The organism is Niveispirillum sp. FG156, assembly GCF_057809555.1.
In genome coordinates this window covers 1-17,069 of sequence record NZ_JBMDKE010000036.1, presented here as the reverse complement: position 1 = coordinate 17,069, position 17,069 = coordinate 1, and the positions used below count along the sequence as shown (strand labels likewise).

Genomic DNA, 17,069 nt, shown 5'->3' with positions numbered 1-17,069 from the left:
GGGATCAACATTGCCGTCGGGCCTGGATGATCCGCAGCTCCGCCCCCTCCAAGGCTACTGCTGTCAGAATGCCGGTGGCATAGGCGCCCGTGTCGATACCGATCCGGTTGGACAGCAATTGCGGTGCCGGGCGGACCGTATGGCCATGTACCACCATTTTCTCATGCCGGTCCGGCCACCCCAGGAACGGCTCTCGAATCCACAGGAGATCCTTCTCACGCTGGGCAGCCAGTGGCACGCCCGGCTGGATGCCAGCGTGAACGAACAGATAATCGCCATGCACTACCCAGGGCAGCAGGCTGGCCAGCAGCTGCCGATGCTGCGATGGCAATACGCGATCGAGCCGGTCGCGCAGGTCTATCAGGCGAGATGCATCCGGCGTGCCGGGCGGCAGGCCGACACCATAGCTGGCGAGTGTCGCCAGCCCCCCGTAATCCAGCCAGATGGCCCCTGCCACAGGATCGGCCATGAAATCGAGCATCCCCTGCTCGTGGTTACCCTTCAGCCGATCGATGGTGAAGCCCGGCAAAGGGGGCGCGCTCAGGATATCCAGAACGGTGCGGCTGCCGGGCCCCCGGTCGACATAGTCGCCCAGGAAGATCGCGACCGGTCGGGCGTTCCGCCCGGCCGCATCGGCGCGAAGACGGGCCAGCAGGTCCAGCAGCAGTGCGTCTTCCCCGTGGATGTCGCCGATGGCGTAAATCACGTGACCTGGGGGCGCCTCCGGGCGATGGGCCCAGGCACCCGGTGAGCGTGACAGCAGCCGGGCCAACCAGCGCTGGATCATCGGGAAACCCCGGCCGGGACGGAGAATGCCACCTCATCGGATGGATTGCGACCTTGCACCGCCCCGCATTGGGCGCCGAGCGCAGCCAGGACGCCCAGCATGATGCCGTGATCGAACGAAACCGAATAGGGGATGTAGTAAACGATCATCATCGCCCCCAGGGCCATGGCGGTATGACGATCGAAAGTGCGGCTGGGGGGGAAATCGCCACGCCAGACCCGCCAGAGCGGCAACATGCAGCAGACCACCAGCAAACCGCTGCCCAGCAGCCCGGTATTCAGGAAAATGGCGACATAGGCATTGTGTGGATTGACCAGATCCACCCCGGTCATCATGTCCTGGAAGCTGACACCATATCCCCAACCCAGCGCCGTGGTGAGCGGGCCGGCTGCCAATGTCTCCGGGATCATGTTCTGCCAGTTGTTGATCCGCCAACCCCAGGTGCTGCTTTGATTGAAGGGCTCCGCCACGGCAGATTGCAGGGCGCCCGAAATCCCGTCTCCCCCCAGGATGACCAGCGCAACAAGCCCGACGGCCAGCACTGTCAGCGGGAGCAGAATACGACCTATCAAACGGGGACGGTTGAGGACCAGCATGCCGATCCCGGCAATGGATGCCAGCCAGACACTGCGATGATACAGCAGCGCGGCCGTCAACAGCAGCGGTATGGCGGCAAGATGGATGATGCCCGCCCGGTCATTGCGCAACCATAGCAGGGCCGCGATCAATCCCGCCTGGGCGATTAGCACCGTGGAGGAGGCGGGCAGCACCCGCCACCCCAGATAGGCGTGAACGTTGAAGTAGGTGTAGAGCGGGTCGCTGCGCAGCAGGATGAAAGACGGGTCCACCCAGCATAGGACCGCATAGACGACCAGGGCCGAGGCACAGGCCACCCAGACATAGGCGAAATGGTCCAGATCCTTCTGTCCCCAGTGGAAGCTCTGCATATAAAGGGCGCCGACGATAAAATAGAATTCCTGACGGAAGGTCACGACCGCCGTATTCAGCCCGTAGCTGCCGATCCCGCGCAGCAGCGCAAGTGCCATCACGCACCCCAGCCCCACCCAGCACAGATGGGTGATGCCGATGCGGCCCAGGATGCCCAGCCGGAGGATGTAGGCCACCAGAATGCCGACAAACAGCACATCGATCGGCAGGACATTGTAGCCATAGAGCAGGATCACGGGATTGAGGCTCAGATGCGTCTCGATGATGCCCGTCACCAGCACAACGGGAATGATCACACGCCACGACCAGAGCGACAGGAGAATGGTGGCGGCCACAACGATGACCAGGACCAGGAGCACGACATCCCCCGGCAGGTCGATCACGATATTGTCCACGATATGCCCACTGCAAGCGAAGCGGTGATCCCGGCGTGATGCATCGGCTGGCATCACGTGGAAGGTCGACCGGTAACCCAGGGCTATTATACAGTGCCGTTCCCAATCGACGATAGACTTATCAGATGAGGGGTAGGACATCCCGATGACAGTGCTGTCTTGCCGGGAGCCTGCTGTTTGACAAAAGGTGGCAGCTTGCGCGTTCTCATGGTCCATGAGCATTACCGTCAGCCCGGTGGCGAGGACATGGCCGTGGCTGCCGAGGTCACCTTGCTGACGGAAGCGGGTATCGAGGTCGAACTGCTGACGGAAGATAACCGGCGGATCAGCGGCCCCTCGCTCGGGTTGGCGATGAAGGCGCTCTGGTCGCTGGAAGGCCGTCGGCTGGTGGCCGACGCCATCGACCGTTTCCGACCGGACGTCCTGCATGTCCATAATAGTTTCCCGCTTCTGTCTGCCTCCATCTATGGCGCGGCACAGCGGCGCGGGGTGGCCGTTGTCCAGACCCTGCACAATTTCCGTCTGGTCTGTCCCAACATGCTGCTGCTGCGCGACGGTCGCCATTGCGAGCTTTGCGTGGACAAAATACTGAAATGGCCGGGTGTGCTGCATGCCTGCTACCGCGACAGCCGGGCGGCCAGCACCGTGATGGCCGGGATCGGGATCGTGCATCGGCTGACGGCTATCCGCCACCACAGCGTTGATCGCTATCTGGCGCTGACCCCCTTCTCCGCCCGCCGCTTCATCGCCGGCGGTCTGCCCGCTGACCGGCTGGGCATCTGCGCCCCGGTCGTGCGGGAACCAATGGCCCCCGCGCCGGAACCGCCAGTGGCAAGGCAGGGTGGTCTGTTCGTCGGTCGGCTGTCACCTGAAAAGGGGGTCGCCAGCCTGCTGGCAGCCTGGCATGGCATGCCTTACCCGTTGACCATCATTGGGGACGGGCCGCTGGCCGATGAATTGAAGCGGGCCGCCCCGCCGCAGGCGCGGTTCCTGGGCTGGCAGCCGCCGGACGTGGTGTCTGCCCATATGCACCGGGCCGCCCTGCTGATGTTCCCGTCCCTCTGCTATGAGAATTTTCCCCTCGCGGTGGCAGAAGCGCTGGCCCACGGGCTGCCGGTGCTGGCCGCCACCGGCGGATCGGTGGCAGAAACGCTGGAGGAAGGACAAACCGGCGCCTTTGCGCCGCCCGGCGACGCCGCCGCCTGGAGCGCCCGCCTGCGCGAGCTTCTGCCCCGACCAGACCGGCTGGCGGCCATGGGGGCAGCGGGGTTGCGGATATTCAACGAACGGTACAGCCGCAAGGCCGCACTGTCACAGCGGCTGGCGCTTTACGAGGAAGTGCTGGCTGCGCGGGCCAGCATCACCGCGCGGCCAGCCCCTGCACGGTAAGCCGCCGGGCTGGGGGAACCCGTGCGGCCAGCATGGTCATGGTCCGCTCCAGGGCAGGCCACAGGCCCTGTTCGGTTATTTCCCAGCCATGGCCCCAGAGATGCAGCACGCCACCGCCGGGGTGGGTCGCCGCCGCGTCGGCCAGCATGGCCATGCGCTGTTCCAGGCCTCCCGCTGCCAGGCAGCGGCGGGCCAGCCGCAGCCGGTCCAACCCGGCCCCCTGGCGCAGCCAGTTGCGTAGCAGCGCCCCCGTTGCATGGGGGTGAAACTGGGCGGTCGTGCCCATGTCCAGCCGGTCGGGACCAGGAGCCAGACAGAACAGGCGGGTGGTGCGGGCATAGGCAAACCCCGCTTGCGCCACCAGCTGCCGGCCCTGGCGGCCGATCCTTCCGCCCGGATAGGCAAAGCCGGTCACCGCATGACCCAATGCATCCTCCAGCCGTTGGCGTCCCTCGGCAAGCTGGCGGCGGATCTGGTCCGGCGGAAGCCTGTTCAGGCGGACATGGTCCAAGGTATGGGCGGCCAGTTCGAACCCGGCCGCATCCAATGCCCGCCACTCAGCCGGCGACATCACGGCCCGACCCTCGCTATTATGGACGGGCACGAAGAAGGTGGCGGCGATACCCAGCCGGGCCAGCCGTTCCGCCACTCGCAGATCGTCGGGATGGCCATCATCCCAAGAGGTGACGAGGATCGGGTCAGCCATCGACCGGCCCTGCCCGGCGGCGGGCCAGCACCATACCGCCAATATAGAAGGCCGGCCGGGGATCGAGCCACTGGTCGAGGACCCAGGCCGGAAAACCCAGCAGATGGAATGGCAACGACAGCAGGAAGGCCAGCCCCAGGCGCAGCGCATCGCCCGTCCGGCGACCACTGCGCCAGCCCTGGCTGTGCGCCACCAGCAGCCGGCCTGGCACCAGGGCAAGGGTCGCCACGAAGTAGGAAACGATGCCGCCTTGCGCCTCCTGGGCCACGATATCGAACCCTGACCGGTCCAGCAGCCGCTCCATTCCGGGCAGGGTCCAGCGCCAGAGGTCGCGGCTGCGGCCCTGCGGGCAGAGCAGTGGATAGGAGATCAGCAGGCAGCCGCCGGGCATCAGCACCCGCCGCGCCTCCGTCAGCGCCTTGTCCGGGTCGGGCAGATGGGCCAATACCTGGAAATAGCAGGCAAGCCCGGCACTGCCCGTCGGGAACGGCAGGAACAAGGCATCCGCCACCACGCCCGTCGTATCATTGACGATCCGGTCCAGTGCCACATGACGCAGGCCGGGGGCCGCCGTCATCAGGGCCGGGGCGAACGGTGCCGTGCCGGCCCCGACATCCAGGGCCAATCCCGTTGCCGGCGCCACGTCCGGCAGATGGCCGGCGATGAAACGGCTTACCATATGGCGTTCCGGGATCACCACGGCCTGCGCGCGGCGATAGGCCGACACAAGGCGCCGCATCATGGCTGTCCCCCCGGTTGGCGATCATCCAACGCCCGGGCATAGGCGGCGATGTTGGCGGCCACTACGCTGTCGATGGTCATGCCATCCGCCGTCTCGCGGGCACCTTGACGCAAACGCGCCAGATCATCGGGCCGTTCCAGCAATCCGGCCAGGGCGGCCGCCAGACTGACAGGATCGGGGGTCGTCAGCAGGCCATTCTCGCCCGGACGGAGATAGTCGATCTCCACCCCATGCGCATCCCCTTCGCAGGTGATCAGCGGCAGTCCATAGGCGAAGGCGTGGGCGATGAGTAGCCCCACCGCCCCCGGGCAGACCACGGCATCGGCCAGGGCGAAAAGCGGGGCCAGCTTCTCCTCGGCACTTTCTCCCGGTAGCAGGCGGACATCGGGGTTGTTTGCCGCCAGTACCGCCATGGACGCCTTGTCCGGCCCGTCACCCACCAGCAGCAGCGTCGTTGCAAGACCGCGCCGGCGCAGGATACTCAGCGCCTCTACGGCAATATCCACCCGCTTGTCGGCATAAAGCCGGCCAACGAACAGCAGCACGGGGCCGTCGCCCAGGCCAAGGCGCTGACGCAGGGCTACCAGGGCCGCCGGATCGACCCTGGCGGCTGCTGCTCGGCAGGCAACGACATCGATGGTGTTATGGGTAACGAAGATGCGGTCAGCCGGCAAACCCTCGGCAATGCAGGCATCGCGACCGCGCGGTGTATATGGCAGCAGCGCATCCGCTCCGCGCGCCAGCAGCAGGCGCAACCCGTGTCGGAGCCGGGGCAAGAAACCAGGACCGTTCACGGTGAGGCGGAAATGGCCGGATAGAACCAGCCGGGGCCGGCCGGTCACCTGTCGCACCAGCCAGACCACCCAGATACCCAGGTTATGGACGCAGAATTCCATCACCGCGATATCATAGCCGCCTGTCAGCGCGGCCCATACACCGCCTGTCCAGGCCATGCGCCTGCCGTCCGGCCAGGGGAGATGGCGGACGGGCCGCACCGGCAGGGGCAACGGCTCGCTGGTGACGGCAACACGGAAATCGGTCGGTGCCGCCCCGTGGAAGACCGTGATGTCCCAGCCGGGTGACCGGGCCAGCCCGGCCAGCATGGGCAGCCGATAGGGGGCGATCAGCCCATCCATCAAGGCGACACGTGGGGCGGCCCCCGGCAGGCGAGGCGGACGTGCCACCTGTATCAGTCGCCACAGATAGGGGGACAGGGCCCAGACCGGCCACAGGCGCCCACCATGGCGCCGTGCGAAGGGCAGCCAGCCCTTCACCGGAAAGCCACGGGGGCCAAACAGCCCCGAGAGCCGTTGGCGCACCGACAGGGCCGGGTCGGCCCAGGGGGCGGCATGCCGGTTGGCGGCACAGGTGCCCGCCGATCCCGGTGCCTGCAGCAAGGTCAGGCCCGCGGCCCGTACCCGCAGGCCGAAATCCGTATCGGCCATGCCCTGCACGCCCCGCAAACAGGGGTCGATGCCGCCCAGACGCCGGTGGACGGCCCGGGGCACCAGCACGATATTGCCCTGGAAACTATCCGCTGCCTGTGGCCGGTCGGCCAGCGGCACCGGATGGAAGCGGAAGGGCCGCGCCGGATCACGCCGCTGACCGCCATAGGTGAGCCGGCCATCATCCGGGCTGCGCGTCGCGCCCACCACCACCGGCCCGTCGGTCGCCTCGTCATGGCAGGCGACAAGCCGGGCCAGGGCATCCGGGTCCAGTTGCACATCATCATTCAACCAGAGCAGAAAATCGGGATCGTCACGCGCCGCCTCGTCCAGCCCCATGATCATGGCCCCGGCCCACCAGAGGCTGCCATCGCCCCGCAGGAGCCGGACCTGCGGGAAATCACGGGCGACCATGACCGTCGTATCATCCGGGCTGCCATCATCCACCAGCACAGCGCCCAGGCCGATATCCGCCGGCAGCTGTTGCGCGAACAGAGCGGCCAATGCCCCGTGCGTCGTGGCCGACCGGCCATGACAGGCCAGGACTGCAACGATGCGACGCGGGTCGTGCTTCATTGCCGGGCTTCCAGCAAAGGCAGAAGCCGGTCGAACTCCGCCAGGGTGGCGGGTTGCGACGCCAGGAAGGGCCGGATCGTCTCCACCGCGTTCAGCCGCAGGGCATGCTGGATCAGAGCATGCAGGCTCCAGCCGGCGTAAAGGCGCACCTGCCCGGCAAAAGCCGTTCGGCTTGCCACATCCATGTAGGGATAAAGAACCATCCCGCTTTCCAGGCGGACTGGAAACAGTACGGGATCAAAAGGCCCCGTGCGCACCGACATGTACCAGGCGGCTACAGCCTCGTGGTACCGGTGGCTGGTATATTCGGCATAAGCCAGACGATGCCAGTCATAGGGAGCGAGCGGCGCTGCGGACAGAACCTGACGGAAACGCTCACGGGCAACAGCCAGCGCCGCCTGGCCTTGCGGCGTTTCAGGACCGTAGTAAAGTGCCCGCAGCACCTGAGCGCGACCGGCCAGATCTCCAGCATGGGTCGTCAGGCCACGGTCTGCTTCCAGCAAGGCCTGCCGGGAAGCCCATTCCAGCATATCCAAGGGGATTGCCGTTCCCGTCTCCGCCGCCGAAATGACCCTGTCGGGTTCCAGCAGGAAAAGTTCCGACTGGACGCGCATAGGCGCCAGCCCCAGAAGCGCCAGCCCCAAAGCCAGGGAAACGGCAGAGCTCCCCAGTCGATGGCGCCACACCGACTGCTCCTCAGTCGGTGTAATATCCATGGTAGCTGCCATAATAATGTCCGAGATCGCCGTAGCCGTAGCGGGCATGGCGGCGCAGATTGACACGGGTCAGCAGCAGGCCGCCGATGCGGGCATTGACATCCTGCAGCATGCGCAGCGCGGACAGGACATTCTCCTTGGGTGTCTTGTCCCACCGCACACAGAACACGACGCGGTCGGCGAACTGGGCCAGCAACTGTACATCGGCGACCGGGAGGGTCGGCGGACCGTCGATCACGACCAGATCATACCGTCCCCGCAGCGATTCAAGCAGGTTGTTGATGCTGTCGGGACTGAGCAGATCGAACTGGTACTGATCAGCCTTGACCGGCAGGCCGGTCAGCATATCCAGCTTGGAGCGCGGGTCCTTGATGATGGCCTGCTCCAATGTGGAGCGCCCGGCCAGGACATCGGCGATCCCATGGTCGGGCTTGATGCCCAGCGTCTGGGCGATAGACGCGCGGCGCAGGTCCGCATCCACCAGGATCGTGCGTATCGACAGGTTGGATGCCGTACGGGCCAGCGACAGCGCGGTCAGGCTCTTTCCTTCCTCGGGCACCGAGGATGTGATCAGGACGCTGTTGGGGCGCCCGCCCGCCGACAGATCGGGCAGGCCATGTTTCAACGCGAACCAGACGATGCGGAAGGCTTCCGCGAAGGAGGAGGACGGGTTCTCGCTCATGTAAGCTTCCACCGACCGCCGGCCCTTGAGGTTCCGGATGGCCGGAATCAGGCCCAGAGTGGGCAGGCCGGTACCATCTTCCAGCTGCTCGCGACCGCGGAACGCATTGTCCAGCTGTTCCAGCAGCATGACCAACACGACCGCTCCAAGCAGACTGAGCAGTATGGCGGCACCCACTAGCAGTGGAACCCGCGGAGTACTGGGAGCCTTGGGTACCTCCGCTGCCGAAATGATACGCACATCGGCCTGTTGAATCTGTTCCTGCTCGCCGCTTTCCTTGAAGCGGGACAGGAAGGCTTCATAGATGGCCCGGTTGGCCTGCGCCTCCCGTTCCAGCTCGCGCAGGCGGATTTCGTCAGAGCCCTGGCGGATGGTAGATTTCTCAGCTTCCCGGAGCTGACCGCTCAATGCATTGTCACGTTCCCGGATCACCGACAACTCGCCCCGCAGGGCCTGGATCTGACTATCCGTCTCGCGGCGCAGTTTGGAGCGTGTCTCAGCCAGTTCCGCCCGGACCTTGACCATCAGGGGGTGACGCTCCGCGTAGCGGGCCGCAAGCTCGGATTCCTCGCGGGAAAGCTGTGCTTCAAACTGCTTGAGATGCTGGATCAGGGGGGAATCGACGAATTCATCGACGACATTGCCCTGCCCCTTGGACAGGGTCTCGATCCGGCTGAGCTTGGCTTCGATCTCGGTCCGCTTGGCCTTGATCTGGAGAAGCTGGGTATTCATATCCGCCAGCTTCTGCATTTCGACCGGCCGGCCCCGCTCCTCGACCAACCCCATCTGTGAGCGGTAGGCAATGACCTGCCGTTCCGATGCCTCCACCGCCTGGCGCAAACCTTCCAGACGACCGTTCAACCAGGTGGTGGCGCGCCGGACGGCCTCGAACTTGGTTTCCAGCTGCTCGACCAGATACGCATCCGCGATGGCATTGGCGATGCGGGCGGCCTTCTCCGGGTCGGTCGATTTGAAGCTGATGCGGATCACCAGCGACTGGGGAATGGCGGCAACCTCCATCCCCCCGGCAATGGTGGAGACCACAGCAGACCTGATGTCACGCTGGCGCTGCGCCTCGTCCACCGGCTTTTCGTCCGGGGCCCCGGCAATGACGGATTTCAGCCCGTCCCAGAGCGAGGAGATGGATCGGAACAGATCAGACCCTGGCCTCTGCGACCGCAGGGACGGGTTGATCTCCGGGTCTTCGTAGAGGTTCAGATTATCGGCCACCCGCTCCGCGACCGTGCGTGACCGGATCACCTCCACTTCCGAGGTGACGGTAACGTAAAGCGGGGCCGACTGGCTCATCACCTCTTTCAGGTCGATGACGCGCGGCTGGCGGGTGTTCAACATCACCGCCGTGGTGGCGGTGTAGATGCGGGGCAAACGCGTCGTATAGGCCCAGGTGGCCCCTGTCACCAGCACCATGCAGGCAGCGATCAGAATACGGCGGCGCCACAAGGTCCGTAGCGTCTGTGCCAGATCGATATGCCGTTCCGGCCTGAGGCGCCCCGGCGTGCCGGGAACCGGCACCATCATCGGTCGATAGGGTTGTCCCGAAGCGTCCACGCCACCCACCTGATTTGCATGATATCTGTCATCCGAACCCGGGCGCCGGACGACGCGGAATATGCGGAAGGCCGATCAGAACCGACGCTCCAGCACCTTGACGATATCGCCCGGCAACAAGGGCGTCCGCTCATTGGCGCGATATTCCAGCTGACCGTCGGGCGTGGGACGGACCAGCACCACCTCCCCCTGGCGAGCACGGTAATCATAACCACCGGCCCGGGCCACGGCACTCAGCACCGTTGTTCCCAGGGAGTAGGCGAACTCACCAGGCTGGCGAACCTCCCCCAGCACATAGTAGGGACGGAACGTCTGGATTTCCACCGCCACACTGGGATTGTGCATATAGCCATCCCGTTGGAGTGTTTCCTCGATCCGCTTGGCCAGCACCTTGGCAGTGACGCCGCTGGCCGAAACATTGCCGGCCAATGGCAGGGCGATGTTGCCTATCGGATCGACAGTGAAGTCACCTGAAAGATTGGACTCGTTGAAAACGATGACCCGTATGCGGTTTCCAGGCTCCAGCAGATAGCCTTCAGCCGGGTTGACAATGGTCTTGGGAGCATCCTCCCTCGGAAAATCCTCGGTCGTTGAGCTGCAAGCCGTCAAAAAGGTGCAGGCGGCAACAAGGATGATTCTCGAGTTCCTGATCCAGGCCTTCATCTCAACCCAATACATCTCATCATATCCAGCAGGTGAAGAATACCACTATAAGTGGCTGTTTTCAAACAAAATTTCGACCTGTCGGAAACGGGCGGCACCGTTGACGCTATCCACCGATTATCTAGGACGATTATGGTGATGCCGGACGTGCCCTCAGCAGCGCCATATGTCCGATCCAGCCGGAAGGCAGCAGTCTGAGCAGCAGGCGCCCCAGCGCATTCATCTGCGGCTGGCTGCACCCGTCATAATGCCCCACCAGGGAGCCGAAAATCTGATACAGCCTGTCGGGGGCATTGAGCAGACGGCAATCCTCTATGCGGAAGCCCCCCTGCTCGACCAGGGCGCAGATCTGTGCCGTATCATAGCGATACTCGTAAAATCCAATTCCCGTTTCGGGATCGAAAGAATACTTGATGGCGACGCCGGAGCGGCGCTCCTTCCCGATGGCGGCCAACCGCTGCTGTTCGGCCCCGACCGGATAGTTGACGGGCGGGCGGCCCAGCAAACGGCGGATCAGGTTGCTGCGATAGAGCCGGTAGAAGACGGCATCCTTCAACTGCTCCAGCCGGAAGGATAGATTCGCATGCGGAACGGTAAGAAACATGACGCCGTCCGGTTTCAACACCCGGCGCATTTCCGCAATCGCCTTTTCCGGTCCATGGAACAGATGTTCAATGACCCCCAGGGACAGCAGGGCGTCGAAAGTGCCATCGGCATATGGCATCGCCTCAACATTCCCATGGTCATAGGGAATGTGAGGCCATGCTGTACGGAACCGTTCCACATCAGCAGCGCTCAGTTCGATGCCAGTGGCGGCATAACCTAAATCTGTCAATGCCCTGACCCAGCGGCCCGAACCTGCCCCCGCCTCCAGGATCGAGCCACCAGCGGGTACCATCGCCCGCACAAACGGCATCAGTTCATCGGTTGCGCAGGATGCAACCATGCTGTCCAGGTCGTGGCTGGTGAAGTCGAAGATCACGGTATCGGAGATCAGCTTGTCAGCCATGCTGGGTGAGGTCCTTCGCAAAACAGGTCGGGCGCCGGATTGACCGGTCCCTCAATCCTGAATTTGTATATAATTTACCCATCATTCCAGGAAGGTACCCCATGCCCTCTGCTTGATTTGATCGTGCCCATTGCGGGGGCTGCGGTTTGCTGCCCTGACGGTCTGCGCAACATGTTGCGGCTTGTACCTTCCCCATCATGGTATCCTGTGGCGGGCTCGGTGGAGGGCTTTAGAGAAATCTCTCCTTTTGCGGAATATCCTGATGGTCGGTCGGGTGCATTTTTATATTTTCCTGATTGTCGTTATCCTGGCTCCCTTGCCATTGGGGTCGAATCGGCCCTGGAGCTGGTCGATGCTGGCCTGTCTTGTGGGACTGCTTTGTGTGAGCTGGCCCTTGGTGATTTTTTCTGACCGCGAGGCACCGACGGTGTCCGCACGGCGTGTTGCCATCCCTCTGCTGGGGTTCGGTGGGCTCGTCTTCTGGGCATGGTTGCAGACCATACCAGTCTGGCCGGTCGCCTTGGCGGATCCAATATGGCTGGAGGCGCAGCGGCAACTGACCGAGGAAACGATCGAGACGGTCCCGTTGGCGATGGATCGTTTCGCTGCCAATATCGGCATCATGAAACTGCTCAGCTATGCTGGTGTGATGTGGCTGGCGCTGCAATATGGGCGTTCAGGCTGGCGTGCCCGGCAAATGGTAGAGACGCTGGCGCTGGCTGGAGGAGCCTATGCGTTCTACGGTCTGATCGTATTCGTCGCTGGTAACGAAACGATTCTGTGGATGCCGAAATGGGCCTATCCGGACTCTCTGACCTCTACCTTTGTGAATCGTAACAGCTTTGCCACCTATGCCGGATTGGCGCTGCTATGTGCCCTCGTGACCTTGATGCAGCGCCTGGCTCCACCGCTGCGGCTACGTACCGTGCTTGTACATTTTGGGCGATCTACCGCATTTTACGGTCTGGCTGCCCTCCTGCTGGTCTTGGCGCTTATTGCCACTGGTTCACGTGCTGGCACCGCATCCGCCCTCATCGCTCTGGTTGTGCTGGTTTTCATGCGCAAAGTGGTGTGGCAGCCCGTTGGTCCGCTCCGATGGCGTGCCCTGGGCCAAGCCGCCGCCGCCGCCGGCCTTATGATGATATCGGCGACCGGTCTTCTGCTGTGGTCTGGTGCGCTAGACGGTGATTTCGCCGATCGTAAGCGGGTCTATGGATTGACCTGGGAGATGGTCGTGGATCGCCCTTTGCTGGGCCATGGTTCGGGCAGTTTTGCTGCAAATTTTGCGACGATCCGGACACCGGATCTGCGACAGGTCTGGAACGAGGCGCACAATACCTATCTGGAACTGGCATTCGACCTGGGAATACCGGCAGTGCTGCTGCTGGCTATCGTGATGATCTGGTTGATAGCCCGCTGTATCCAAGGCGGGGTGACCCGGCGGCGCGATGCAATCTATCCGCTGCTTGGGGTGGTGGCGTCTCTGCAGGTTGGGTTTCACGCCCTGTTCGATTTCAGCCTACAGATACCAGCCGTCAACGTGACATGGGCCATGATACTGGGGGTGGCCGTTGCCCAATCCTGGTCCCGCGGGCAAACGCGGCAACGGGCAGCTTCTGCGGCGTCCGTCCGTCAAGATGTGGTGTCGGCATCCCAATCTGGCAGCGACATTCATCCCGCAAGGCCGGTTTCGCCATGACGCAGCTGTTACTGTAGCTCTGTGAGTAGTGTCCGTACGTGCGTGATGCGCACAGTTTCACCCCCTTGTCCCGGAATGTTCCAGGTTGTGCTTTTAGCAGGGAGCGGGACAGTTGCGGGAGTTGGCCGCTGATCCTTTTCCATGGGGCCGAAGCCTTGCGCCGGATTGCTGGTCATTCGCGAGCCGTCAGCGCCTGATACCTCAGGATTCCGATGTCCCCAGTTCCCGCTCCAGCGCTGCGATGGCATGTTCCAGCACCTCGCCCAGGACCCAGCCCTCACGGTCGGCAATGGCCAGGAAGCTATCGATGGTTTCCTGTCGGGCACGGATATTGAACTGCACATTGCGGCCCGTGCGGTGCCGGCGCTGTTCGCGCCGTGCTGGTGGTGGCGGGGCAGCGGGGACCGGAGCGGGCTTTGCCTCCCGACTGGGGAAGCGAGCGGCTTCTGATACGGCGCGGATGGCGTCGGCGGGCGGAGCCTGGATATCGCGGGCGGCCTTGGGCGCGAAGCCGGACAGGTCCAGCCCCTCCTCCCCTTCCCCGAAAATGCTGGCACGAGATTTGGTCATGTTCGTTGCTCCCTTCAGTGCCGGGGTCCGTCTACAGCCGCCTTCATGCCGCCTTTCAGCACGGCCACCACTTCGGCCGCGAAAGCCAGGGCATTGGCGGTGGCCGCCTTGATATTGGTGACCTGGGCCGGGTCCAGATCGGCCAGTGTGCCACCGAAAGCGAAGATGGCGCGGAAGGCGTCGCGCTCATGCAACTGCGTCTCGAAAACGGGGACCTCGTTATCGGCGAACTCCGCCGCGATGCTTTGCAGGGATCGCGGGCGGATGGCGGCACTGGTCCGGGTGAACAGCACGGCAAATGGGATGTCCCGGCGGAAGGCCCGTTCCTGGCTGCGTACCAGCCGGATGGCCTTCACCGCTTCACCCGCGTCCAACTGCGATCCCTGACTGGGGATCACCACCAGATCAGCCCGGCTCATGGCGTAACCGACCATCATGGAGGCCGTACCTTCCAGATCGACGATGACGAAGGCGGTACGCTGCGCCGCCTCATCAATGGCGTCGGTCACCGTTTCTTCGGTGACATCGGCCAGGACCGTCAGATTGGCGGGCTTGCCCGGCAGCCGCGCCCAGCGGGAAACCGGCTTGTTCGGGTCGGCATCAATGATGGTAACGCTGGCCCCCTGCCCGGCCAGGGCCGTGGCCAGTAGAACCGCGGAGGTGGATTTGCCGGCCCCACCCTTGGGGCTGGCGAAGACGATGGTGGGCATGGGCGCGGACCTGATGCGTTTGATCTGATATCTAAGTGATATCATCTTGGTATCTGTCAGAAACATAGCAATCAAAGTGCTATCTAATAGCTACCTAGTATCATATAGGTGTACCGACACGAAAGTGAGTTTTACGTACCGTTCGTGAGAACCAACAGGGGTCGGTAGATCAATGGTGTTCTGCGGATTGATTTGGCAGGTGCTTGGCTCTCATTGACCCTTGCTGGGGCGGTTCCAGCCCGCGCGTTTCAACGTGTCGATCAAGGTGCTGTGGGCGATGCCGAAGGTCCGGCACACGGCGGCCATAACTGCCTCTAGTTTTTCAGGCTGTACCGTGACGGGTCTTCCGCCGCGTCGCCCACGCCTGCGGGCGGCGGCCAGTCCGGCTTGGACACGTTCACGGATCAAGGCGCGTTCATATTGCGCCAGCGCTCCGAACAGGTGGAAAAGGAGTTCCCCCTGGGGGGGGTGTCCATGCCCTCCGTCAGGGACCGGAAAGCGATGCTCGCGTCGCGCAGGCCGGTGATGATGTCGAGCAGGTGGGGCAGCGAACGCCCGAGACGATTCAGCTTCCACACAACCAGCGTGTCACCCGACTTCAGGAAGGACAGGCATTGCTTGAGGCCGGGTCGGTCGTCCCGCGCTCCCGACGCTTTGAATCGACAGCCCGGTTCCAGCCTTCACACCAGTCCAGCTTGCCGCTGCGGATGAGCCGATGGCCGTGCCAGTGTTGGGGACGGCGATACAGGTCTCCAGCCGCGGCATCGGTTGCGGAGATCTCGGTGTTTCTGCCCGGCGGGGTCGAGGTACGGCTGCGAGGGTTGGTGGATCTGGCGCTGGCAAGGGCGGTGATCCGGGCAGCCGGAGGAACGGGATGATCCCGATCCCGCCCATGGTGCATGTATGGCTGGCGACGGTCCGAGACGTCTTGCTCCGTTCAGGCGCATCCCCTACATCCGATGGAGCCGTGGAAAATGAGCCACGGTCCAGTTCCGATAAGTCCGACTTATCGGGAACCCACCCCGGCGGCAGTTGGGAGAGCATGGCTCGAACCGCCATGGCGGAGGACGTGATGGGCAAAGTCGCATTGATCTTGGGCATTGGCGGACAGGATGGCGCGTATCTGAGCAGCCTGTTGCTCTCGAAAGGCTACGAGATTCACGGAACCTCCCGCGATGATCAGATCCGCCGGTTCGTCAGCCTCGATGCCATGGGAATCCGTGACCAGATACAGACCCATTCTCTTTCCCTGAATGATTTTCGCAGTATGTTCAAGGTGTTGAGAAGCGTGCGGCCTGACGAGGTCTATAATCTGGCGGGTCAGTCCTCCGTGGGTCTTTCGTTCGACCAGCCGGTGGAGACATTCGAGAGCATCGCCGTCGGGACGTTGAACATCCTCGAATGCCTGAAGCTGCTGGACCATCCCGTGAAACTGTTCAACGCCTGTTCCAGCGAATGTTTCGGCAATACCCCCGAGTCGGCGAACGAACAGACGCCTTTCCACCCCCGCAGCCCTTATGCAACCGCGAAGGCCACGTCCTTCTGGACAATCGCCAATTATCGTGAAGCCTACAATCTGCATGCCTGTTCGGGGATTATGTTCAATCATGAATCTCCGCTGCGCCCCCAGCGTTTCGTGACCCGCAAGATCGTCTCCGCTGCCGTACGTATCGCTCACGGCAGCGGTGAGAAGCTGAGGCTCGGCAATATCTCCATCCACCGTGACTGGGGATGGGCGCCGGAATATGTGGATGCCATGTGGCGCATCCTCCAGCATGAACCCGCGCAGGATTTCGTTATCTCGACCGGTCGGACCTATCCATTGGAGGCCTTCGTGGCGGCGGTGTTCGCTGCTGTCGGCCTGGACTGGCGCGATCATGTTGTCACTGATCCCAAGCTGTTCCGTCCTTCCGAAATCGATCGAAGCGTCGGAGACCCAGGAAAGGCCAAACACCTGCTGGGTTGGGAAGCGACCATGACCATGCCGCAAATAGCCTTAGCCCTTGTTACAAGCGAACAGGCACGATTTTCTCAGCCGAGCGGGGCCACCGTGTCATCGCGGTCTTCGTAGCCACGCCCAGGAGCAGAACCCGAAAACATAGTCGGTGGCGTCGTCGGTATCCGGTGATGAAATGGCACCACCACCTCATACCAGTGGCGGGAATGGTGCCATCGATAGAAGGGGGCATTTGCCGGGTCAGGGTGTTTGCGCAGGGCAATCGCTTCAGGTTAACGGGATTATTATTTCCGGGATATCGGTTCTGTGATTCATGGAAGGCTCTGTTTTGATGGAGCCTTGGGATGCTGTGGTCGCCGTCGCGTTCGATCCTGGATCATTCTTCAGTGCTCCGTGACCCCCGCCAGCAATGGCCTGTGGTCTATCCTCTGCCGGAGATACTGCTTCTGGCTTTGTGCGCGACCTTGAGCGGGATGGAGGATTTTGTGGAAATCCGGCTGTGGGGA

At 63.2% G+C, this 17,069-nt stretch carries 15 protein-coding genes and 1 pseudogene; 4 read left to right on the top strand and 12 right to left on the bottom strand.

The genetic code is table 11. The annotated features are described in order from the left end of the window. Positions 1-4: 4 nt before the first annotated feature. Together ACODSP_RS20890 and ACODSP_RS20885 are read right to left on the bottom strand one after the other, a co-directional pair. Entirely contained in the window at positions 5-787 is a 783-nt protein-coding gene (locus tag ACODSP_RS20890; protein ID WP_488967471.1) for a metallophosphoesterase, read from the bottom strand. Beyond that, positions 784-2,130, bottom strand: coding sequence for an O-antigen ligase family protein (locus ACODSP_RS20885; RefSeq protein ID WP_488967470.1), 1,347 nt, complete (start codon positions 2,128-2,130; stop codon positions 784-786). Before ACODSP_RS20885 ends, ACODSP_RS20890 begins: the two co-directional genes overlap by 4 nt. 195 nt (positions 2,131-2,325) lie before the next feature. Between ACODSP_RS20885 and ACODSP_RS20880 the strand changes: the two genes are divergently transcribed. After that, complete coding sequence (locus ACODSP_RS20880; RefSeq protein WP_488967469.1) at positions 2,326-3,519, top strand: glycosyltransferase; 1,194 nt, start codon at positions 2,326-2,328, stop codon at positions 3,517-3,519. Here the strand turns inward: ACODSP_RS20880 and ACODSP_RS20875 are convergent. The 7 genes from ACODSP_RS20875 to ACODSP_RS20845 form a co-directional block, all read right to left on the bottom strand. After that, positions 3,491-4,225, bottom strand: a complete 735-nt coding sequence (locus ACODSP_RS20875) for a polysaccharide deacetylase family protein (RefSeq protein ID WP_488967468.1) — start codon at positions 4,223-4,225, stop codon at positions 3,491-3,493. The genes ACODSP_RS20880 and ACODSP_RS20875 overlap by 29 nt on opposite strands. Further along, complete coding sequence (locus ACODSP_RS20870) at positions 4,218-4,967, bottom strand: class I SAM-dependent methyltransferase (protein ID WP_488967467.1); 750 nt, start codon at positions 4,965-4,967, stop codon at positions 4,218-4,220. Before ACODSP_RS20870 ends, ACODSP_RS20875 begins: the two co-directional genes overlap by 8 nt. After that, on the bottom strand, positions 4,964-6,988 hold the full coding sequence (locus ACODSP_RS20865) for a glycosyltransferase (protein ID WP_488967466.1): 2,025 nt from the start codon (positions 6,986-6,988) through the stop codon (positions 4,964-4,966). Before ACODSP_RS20865 ends, ACODSP_RS20870 begins: the two co-directional genes overlap by 4 nt. Next, positions 6,985-7,674 (bottom strand): hypothetical protein, encoded by a 690-nt coding sequence (locus ACODSP_RS20860; protein WP_488967465.1) that lies wholly within the window; start codon positions 7,672-7,674, stop codon positions 6,985-6,987. The genes ACODSP_RS20865 and ACODSP_RS20860 overlap by 4 nt, the downstream gene beginning before the upstream one ends. Positions 7,675-7,684: 10 nt before the next feature. After that, positions 7,685-9,955 (bottom strand): GumC family protein, encoded by a 2,271-nt coding sequence (locus ACODSP_RS20855; protein WP_488967464.1) that lies wholly within the window; start codon positions 9,953-9,955, stop codon positions 7,685-7,687. Between the two features lie 75 nt (positions 9,956-10,030). Then, on the bottom strand, positions 10,031-10,633 hold the full coding sequence (locus ACODSP_RS20850; RefSeq protein WP_488967463.1) for a polysaccharide biosynthesis/export family protein: 603 nt from the start codon (positions 10,631-10,633) through the stop codon (positions 10,031-10,033). Between the two features lie 115 nt (positions 10,634-10,748). Further along, positions 10,749-11,627 (bottom strand): class I SAM-dependent methyltransferase, encoded by an 879-nt coding sequence (locus tag ACODSP_RS20845; protein ID WP_488967462.1) that lies wholly within the window; start codon positions 11,625-11,627, stop codon positions 10,749-10,751. A 262-nt stretch (positions 11,628-11,889) separates the two neighbouring features. Here ACODSP_RS20845 and ACODSP_RS20840 point away from each other — a divergent pair, with 262 nt between their 5' ends. Beyond that, positions 11,890-13,326 (top strand): O-antigen ligase family protein, encoded by a 1,437-nt coding sequence (locus tag ACODSP_RS20840; protein ID WP_488967461.1) that lies wholly within the window; start codon positions 11,890-11,892, stop codon positions 13,324-13,326. A gap of 201 nt (positions 13,327-13,527) precedes the next feature. Here ACODSP_RS20840 and ACODSP_RS20835 read toward each other — a convergent pair whose 3' ends face one another. The 3 genes and pseudogenes from ACODSP_RS20835 to ACODSP_RS20825 form a co-directional block, all read right to left on the bottom strand. Further along, a complete protein-coding gene (locus ACODSP_RS20835; RefSeq protein ID WP_488967460.1) occupies positions 13,528-13,896 on the bottom strand; it encodes a hypothetical protein in 369 nt (122 codons plus the stop codon). Between the two features lie 14 nt (positions 13,897-13,910). After that, complete coding sequence (locus ACODSP_RS20830) at positions 13,911-14,606, bottom strand: division plane positioning ATPase MipZ (protein WP_488967459.1); 696 nt, start codon at positions 14,604-14,606, stop codon at positions 13,911-13,913. A 210-nt stretch (positions 14,607-14,816) separates the two neighbouring features. Further along, positions 14,817-15,283 (bottom strand): annotated as a pseudogene (locus ACODSP_RS20825) (recombinase family protein). Between the two features lie 395 nt (positions 15,284-15,678). Between ACODSP_RS20825 and ACODSP_RS20820 the strand changes: the two are divergent. Then, positions 15,679-16,677 carry a GDP-mannose 4,6-dehydratase gene (locus ACODSP_RS20820; protein WP_488967458.1) on the top strand — a complete coding sequence of 333 codons (999 nt, stop codon included), beginning with the start codon at positions 15,679-15,681 and terminating at the stop codon, positions 16,675-16,677. A gap of 230 nt (positions 16,678-16,907) precedes the next feature. Next, on the top strand, positions 16,908-17,069 hold a 162-nt coding region (locus ACODSP_RS20815; RefSeq protein WP_488967524.1), incomplete at its 3' end, for a transposase family protein.

Coding starts and splice junctions, on each gene's coding strand:
- ACODSP_RS20890 (WP_488967471.1), bottom strand. CDS start 787: ATGATCCAGCGCTGGTTGGCCCGGCTGCTGTCACGCTCACCGGGTGCC.
- ACODSP_RS20875 (WP_488967468.1), bottom strand. CDS start 4,225: ATGGCTGACCCGATCCTCGTCACCTCTTGGGATGATGGCCATCCCGAC.
- ACODSP_RS20870 (WP_488967467.1), bottom strand. CDS start 4,967: ATGATGCGGCGCCTTGTGTCGGCCTATCGCCGCGCGCAGGCCGTGGTG.
- ACODSP_RS20865 (WP_488967466.1), bottom strand. CDS start 6,988: ATGAAGCACGACCCGCGTCGCATCGTTGCAGTCCTGGCCTGTCATGGC.
- ACODSP_RS20850 (WP_488967463.1), bottom strand. CDS start 10,633: ATGTATTGGGTTGAGATGAAGGCCTGGATCAGGAACTCGAGAATCATC.
- ACODSP_RS20845 (WP_488967462.1), bottom strand. CDS start 11,627: ATGGCTGACAAGCTGATCTCCGATACCGTGATCTTCGACTTCACCAGC.
- ACODSP_RS20840 (WP_488967461.1), top strand. CDS start 11,890: ATGGTCGGTCGGGTGCATTTTTATATTTTCCTGATTGTCGTTATCCTG.
- ACODSP_RS20835 (WP_488967460.1), bottom strand. CDS start 13,896: ATGACCAAATCTCGTGCCAGCATTTTCGGGGAAGGGGAGGAGGGGCTG.
- ACODSP_RS20830 (WP_488967459.1), bottom strand. CDS start 14,606: ATGCCCACCATCGTCTTCGCCAGCCCCAAGGGTGGGGCCGGCAAATCC.
- ACODSP_RS20820 (WP_488967458.1), top strand. CDS start 15,679: ATGGGCAAAGTCGCATTGATCTTGGGCATTGGCGGACAGGATGGCGCG.